The 6,398-nt window shown below is 60.2% G+C and carries 6 protein-coding genes; 4 read left to right on the top strand and 2 right to left on the bottom strand.

All coding sequences use genetic code 11. From position 1 onward, the window contains the following. Both H7225_RS06580 and H7225_RS06575 read right to left on the bottom strand, forming a co-directional pair. The coding region (locus H7225_RS06580; protein ID WP_290660063.1) for a hypothetical protein at positions 1-680 on the bottom strand (680 nt) is incomplete at its 3' end. A 13-nt stretch (positions 681-693) separates the two neighbouring features. Further along, on the bottom strand, positions 694-2,088 hold the full coding sequence (locus H7225_RS06575) for an undecaprenyl-phosphate glucose phosphotransferase (RefSeq protein ID WP_290660061.1): 1,395 nt from the start codon (positions 2,086-2,088) through the stop codon (positions 694-696). A 215-nt stretch (positions 2,089-2,303) separates the two neighbouring features. On the opposite strand from H7225_RS06575, the gene H7225_RS06570 reads away from it, so the two are divergent. From H7225_RS06570 to H7225_RS06555, 4 genes are all read left to right on the top strand, one after another. Next, positions 2,304-2,876, top strand: coding sequence for a hypothetical protein (locus tag H7225_RS06570; protein WP_290660059.1), 573 nt, complete (start codon positions 2,304-2,306; stop codon positions 2,874-2,876). A gap of 18 nt (positions 2,877-2,894) precedes the next feature. Continuing rightward, the gene (ubiB, locus tag H7225_RS06565) at positions 2,895-4,445 is read left to right on the top strand and encodes a ubiquinone biosynthesis regulatory protein kinase UbiB (RefSeq protein WP_290660057.1); all 1,551 of its coding nucleotides are present in this window, start codon (positions 2,895-2,897) and stop codon (positions 4,443-4,445) included. A 61-nt stretch (positions 4,446-4,506) separates the two neighbouring features. Beyond that, positions 4,507-5,955: a sodium:solute symporter family protein gene (locus H7225_RS06560; protein ID WP_290660055.1), complete on the top strand. Its 1,449-nt coding sequence runs from the start codon at positions 4,507-4,509 to the stop codon at positions 5,953-5,955. A 47-nt stretch (positions 5,956-6,002) separates the two neighbouring features. Continuing rightward, complete coding sequence (locus H7225_RS06555) at positions 6,003-6,347, top strand: FmdB family zinc ribbon protein (RefSeq protein ID WP_290660053.1); 345 nt, start codon at positions 6,003-6,005, stop codon at positions 6,345-6,347. Positions 6,348-6,398 lie beyond the last annotated feature (51 nt).

Genomic DNA, 6,398 nt, shown 5'->3' with positions numbered 1-6,398 from the left:
TTGACTTCTTCAGGCACACCAGCAACGATCTGGTTGGGATACTTGCTATTGGCTGTAGATGCCCCCACACCGAAACTCAGCAAATCACTGGTGTTGTAAACCAATCGCAGCCCGCCTGAGCTTTGCTCTCTGTTCTGATATTCATACGAAGCCAGCGAATATGAATTACGCGCCATGCCCAATGAACCCAACAGTGACCATCGCCCCGCTACCCCATATTGCACATTCGCCCCTACGTTGTGCAAAGTCGCCACATTCTTTGCGAGCCGGTTATTCAACAAATTATTTTCAACAGAATTCAACTTCTCACTGGTCGAGCCATTGATCGCCACGATCCAATTTGAGGCGATTCCCGATGTGAACCCCCCAGTCAGGTCATAATTGTTATTATCCTGATTTTTAAAATTTTTGTGCTTATCAACACCAAACCTGCCAGAAGCCGTGTAATTTTGGCGCCCGTAATTTTTATCCAAACCCAGGGTAACTGCAGTGCTTGAAACGACTTCGGACTGATTTTGGGCATTTCTCGCGTAATTGGTGTCATAAGACACCGCTTCACTCAACTTCAACGAAAAAGGTGTGTTTTCGTCCCCCGCCGCATGGACCGGCAATGCGCAGGCGGCCAGCACGGCGGCAGCCACGAGGTTCAATGTGCGCGCGTTCATTTTTTTCAATTTCACAGCCAACCTTCTTTCAATAAGCATTGCGGTCAAAGATCATCAGGCGGATGGTGCGGATGATGATTTGCAAATCCAGCCCCAGCGACCAATTGCGCAGGTATTCCAGGTCAAACTCTACCCGCGCCTGCATCTTGTCGATGGTCTCGGTCTCACCGCGGTAACCGTTCACCTGTGCCCAGCCCGTGATGCCGGGGCGCACCTTGTGGCGCACCATGTAGGCCTTGATCAAACGGCGGTATTCCTCGTTGTGCGCCACGGCATGGGGGCGTGGGCCCACGATGCTCATGCGCCCCTGCAGAACATTGATGAATTGCGGCAATTCGTCAAGCGAGGTTCTGCGGATGAAGGCGCCAAAAGGCGTGATGCGTGAATCGCCCTTGGTGGCCTGCTTGACCACCGTGCCGTTGTCTTGCGAGCGCATGGACCTGAACTTGTAAACGATGATTTCTTCGCCATCCAGGCCATTGCGCTTTTGCCGGAAGATGGCCGGCCCGGGCGAACTCAACTTCACCGCAATGGCCAGGCCCAGCAAGATGGGCGAGATGAGCACCACGATGATGCTGCCCAAGATGATGTCGGACACCCGCTTGACCAGTTCATTGGTCCCGGTGAAGGGGGTTTCGCAAATGCCCACCACCGGCACGCCATTCATGTCCTGCAGGCGGCCCTGGATGATGCTGATGCCGAACACGTCGGGCACGAAATAAAGCGAGGCCGTGGTGCCCTGAACGGCTTCCAGCAATTCCACAATGCGGGGCTGAGAGCCCAATGGCAAGGTGATGTAGACCTCGTGGATGCTGTGGGCGTAGACGTAGTTGGCAACATCGCGCAGGCCGCCAAGGCGCATGCTGACGGCTTCAGACAGCACGCGGCTGTCGGTGCGGTCATCGAAATAACCAACAAACTCAGTGCCTTGATCGAGATTGCTTTGCAAAGCGCGGGCCACTTTGCCGCCCAGGGGCCCTGCGCCCACCACGATGGCCCGCCTGCGGGCGTTGGGCAGAGAAGCACGGTGCTTCAGGATGGCCTTGCCAATCAAAACAGCGATCCACTGAAGCAGCGGCGTGACCACCGCCCAAGACAACATCACCGTGAAATCGAAAAACATCAGGCTGTTGGTGGCATAGCCGCAAAGCCACAGGATCAGCAGCATGGACACCCATGAACTCACAATGTCCACGCCCGCTTCCAGACGAGAGTCGTTGAATCGATTTCGCCCAGGGAAAGTCAGTGCGAACACGAGCAAGCACAGCGCCATTGATGCACGCAGGACTGGCTCGTCGTAGTACGCCATGGTGCCCAGCAAGGAAGCCACCGTGACCAGAGGTTCCAGGAATGCTGCGATGAAAGACGTGACCGACTGCGGTGCGTTGAAAAACGTTCGGTTGTAGTTGCGGTTATTGAACATGTGCACCAGGGGCAGACCCCGAGGCCCCGGAAAACGTTGAACTCTGCCCACGCCATGGTCGGCGTAGGCAGCCCATGACCACAGCTGGCCCGGGGTCGGGCGCCTGCATAAAGCCTGCCAACGATTGTGGCTCAAAAAGCATGACAAATGGAACGGTGCACACCCCAATTGGTCGCCGTCCGTTTCAACTGTCGGCCCACACCTACAATTAGTCCATGGCAATGAACCCCCTTTCCTGGATTGGCCCGCTGGCTCTGCCGCGGCTTGCACTGCTGCTGAACCACGTGGTGGCCAGCGAACCCGTGGCCATGGCCAAACTCAAGGCCCATGTTGGCCGCACGGTCGACATCCGCTGGACTTCGTCATTCGTGCCACCGTTCGCGGCATGGTTGTCGCCGGGCAGCACCAGCGCCGATTGGGCGCCCCAGCCCGTGCGGCTGACCATCACCCCGGCCGGCCTGTTCGAAGTGGCCACGGCAAATGGTGCGACCACCACCCCTGTGGGCCTGACCCTGACCGTCCACCTGACCGCGCCCTGGACCTTGGCTCGACGGGCGCTGCAAGGTGAACGCCCCGAGGTCAGCATCGACGGTGATGCTGCACTGGCTGAAACAGCATCCTGGCTGATGAAAAATCTGCGCTGGGACATCGAGGATGACCTGGCGCGCTGGTTGGGCAACACCCCCAGCCAGGTGCTGCGCTCGGTGGGCGAGAGCCTGAAGGAGGCCCTGCTGCGCTGGCGCCCCGATGCAGGCCGCCGACCTGGCTTCCACGAAGCCAAGCGCTGAGAGGCCGCGGGAACCCTGATGCGAGCCTTGTTCATTGCTTGGATATTTTTGCGATACGGACTGGATGCGCTGGCCTTGGACAGCTTGCGACGCCCCAGCCTGCGCCTGCTGTCCCGCATCATCTCGACGGGACGCCGCCTGCATGCCCCGCGTGGTGAGCGCCTGCGCCAGGCACTTGAGCGCCTGGGCCCCGTTTTCGTGAAGTTCGGGCAGATGCTGTCAACGCGCCGCGACCTGCTGCCCCCGGATGTGGCCGATGAACTCGCCAAACTGCAAGATCGGGTCCCCCCCTTCCCGGGCGAAGAGTCGAGGAAGCTGGTGGAAAAAGCGCTGGGCAAGCCTATTTCAGCGATTTTCAAACAGTTCGATGCCGAACCGGTGGCCAGCGCCTCCATCGCGCAAGTGCACTTTGCCGTGCTGCACGACGGGCGCGAGGTGGCCGTCAAGGTGCTGCGGCCCCGCATGCTCCGCGTGATCGACGACGACCTGGCGTTGATGCGCAAGCTGGCCGGCTGTATTGAGTTTTTGTGGGCCGATGGCCGCCGCCTCAAGCCACGCCTGGTGGTGGCCGAGTTCGACAAGTACTTGCACGATGAGCTGGACCTGGTGCGCGAGGCCGCCAACGCCGCGCAACTGCGTCGCAACATGAAGAACCTGGATCTGGTGATGGTGCCTGAGATGATCTGGGATTACTGCACCTCCACGGTCATGGTGATGGAGCGCATGAAAGGCGTGCCGATCAGCCACCTGGCCCGCCTGCGAGATGCCGGCGTCGACATCAAGAAGCTGGCGCGCGATGGCGTCACCATTTTCTTCACCCAGGTGTTCCGCGATGGTTTTTTCCACGCCGACATGCACCCGGGCAACATCCAGGTCAGCCTGGCCCCAGAAACATTCGGCCGCTACATCGCACTGGATTTCGGCATCATCGGCACGCTGACCGAGGTCGACAAAGAGTACCTGTCACAGAACTTCATCGCCTTCTTCCGCCGCGACTACAAACGCGTGGCCGAGTTGCACATCGAAAGCGGCTGGGTGCCGCCCAACACGCGGGTTGACGAGCTGGAAGGCGCGGTGCGAACGGTGTGCGAGCCTTACTTCGACCGGCCTTTGAAGGATCTGTCGCTGGGATTGGTCTTGTTGCGTCTGTTTCAAATCTCCCGGCGTTTCAATGTGGAAATCCAGCCACAACTGGTGCTGTTGCAAAAGACTTTGCTCAATGTGGAAGGCCTGGGCCGCCAACTCGACCCCGACCTGGACCTGTGGAGCACGGCCAAGCCTTTCCTGGAACGCTGGATGAACGAGCAAGTCGGCTGGCGCGGCCTGCTGGAGCGCTTCAAACAGGAAGCCCCCCGTTACGCCAAGCTCTTGCCCGAATTGCCGCGCCTGCTGCACCAGAACCTGGAGCGCGGCGATGTCGGCTTGCGGCGCGATCTGGCCGCCATCCTGAAAGAGCAACGCAAAACCAACAGCACCATGACCGCCGCCCTGTGGGTGGGCATGGGTTTCGTGATGGGGTTGCTGGTGGCGCAACTCTTGCTGAAGCTGCACCTGGCCGGCATGATTTAGGCGAGCAAGGCCTTACACTGCGCGCCGATCCTCGGCCCGAAAGTAGAAGGTTTTTGGCGACATGAACACCACTTTGCTCTGGTTTGTGATCCTGTACCTGGTGGGAACCATGGGCATCGGGGTCTACGCCGGCACACGCATCAAGAACACGACCGACTTTGCCGTGGCGGGCCGTAGCCTGCCTTTGGCCATGGTGATCACGACCACGTTCGCGACCTGGTTTGGCGCCGAAACCGTCATGGGCATCCCGGCCAAGTTCGTGCAAGGCGGCCTGAACGCGGTGATCGAAGACCCCTTTGGCGCGTCCATGTGCCTGGTGTTGGTGGGCGCCTTTTTCGCCACCAAGCTGTACAAGATGAAGCTGCTGACCATCGGCGACTTCTACCGCGCGCGTTTCGGCGAAGGCGTGGAAATCTTCTGCTCGATCGCGATCATCCTGAGCTACCTGGGTTGGGTGGCCGCGCAGATCACGGCCCTGGGCCTGGTGTTTTCGGTGCTGTCCGGCGGGGCCATCGAACCATGGAAGGGCATGGTCCTCGGCACCAGCCTGGTGCTGGTCTACGTGCTGATCGGCGGCATGCTGGCCGTGGCCTGGACCGACTTCATCCAGATGATCGTGCTGGTCGTCGGCCTGTCGGTGATTGCCGTGATGGCGAGCGAGCAGGCCGGTGGCGCCGACAAAGTCATCGCACTGGCCCAGTCCAACGATTGGTTCAAAATCTGGCCGGAACACACGCCCTCGGGGTGGATCGCCTTCATTGCAGCGGCCATCACCATGATGTTTGGATCCATCCCGCAGCAGGACGTTTTCCAGCGCGTGATGTCGGCCAAAGACGGCAAGACCGCCAGCCGTGGCGCCATGATCGGCGGTTTCAGCTACCTGGCGTTTGCCTTCGTGCCGATGTTCATCGTGGCCGCGTCCATGATCATCATGCCGACCGAGGCCAAGGCACTGCTGGCCAACGACCCGCAGAAAGTGCTGCCCACCCTGATCCTGACGCACATGCCGCTGGTGGCGCAGATCTTCTTCTTCGGGGCGCTGGTCTCGGCCATCAAATCGACCTCGTCGGCCACGCTGCTGGCGCCCTCCACCAGCTTCGTGGAAAACATCTTGCGCAACATCAAGCCGGGCATGAACGACAAGCAGGTGCTGCTGTCTCTGCGGATCACGATTTTCGTGTTCACGGCGCTGGTGCTGGCCTACGCCATCGTGATGCAAGGCACCCCCATCTATGACCTGGTGTCATCGGCGTACCAAGTGCCTTTGGTGGCCGCCTTCGTGCCCCTGACCATGGGTCTGTACTGGTCGCGCGCCACCACGCAAGGTGCGGTGCTGTCCATCGCCCTGGGCATTGGCGTGTGGGGTGCGTTCCAGCTGCATGCGCCGTGGGGCGAAGCGTTTCCAGGCCAGTTGGCGGGCTTGATCGCTGCGCTGATCGGCATGGTGGCAGGCTCCTTGGCGCCCCAGTTCATCAGGGACCGCCGCGATCGAAAGCACCACCAAGGCTGAGCGCGGCACGTAGAATGTCGTTTTTCTGGAAAACCCGAAGGTTTGAGATGCCGATTTACGCCTACCGCTGTGAGTCTTGCGGTCATGCCAAAGACATTTTGCAAAAAATGTCCGACCCCGTTCTGACCACCTGCCCGGCCTGCGGGGCCGAAAGCTTCAAGAAGCAACTGACGGCGGCTGGGTTTCAGCTGAAGGGCTCGGGCTGGTACGTGACCGATTTCCGTGGCGGCGCCAATGCTGCGGCCCCTGAATCGAAAGACAAAGCGGCCCCGACGAGCACCGACACGGCCACGCCCGCCGTGACGCCATCGGCCACACCTGCAACGCCCGCCAGCATCACCACCACCACCACGCCGTCATCGGGTGGCAGTTCGCCTGCCAGCGCCGCCTGAACGAGTTCATCAGTCCATTGATCGCATGCACTGCGATCGCCCGGCCCTTTC

The sequence above is a fragment of the Aquabacterium sp. genome, from assembly GCF_014378415.1.
Taxonomy (GTDB): Bacteria; Pseudomonadota; Gammaproteobacteria; order Burkholderiales; family Burkholderiaceae_C; genus Aquabacterium.
Note: the sequence above shows the minus strand (reverse complement) of the source record. Positions and strands in the feature narration are given on the sequence as shown.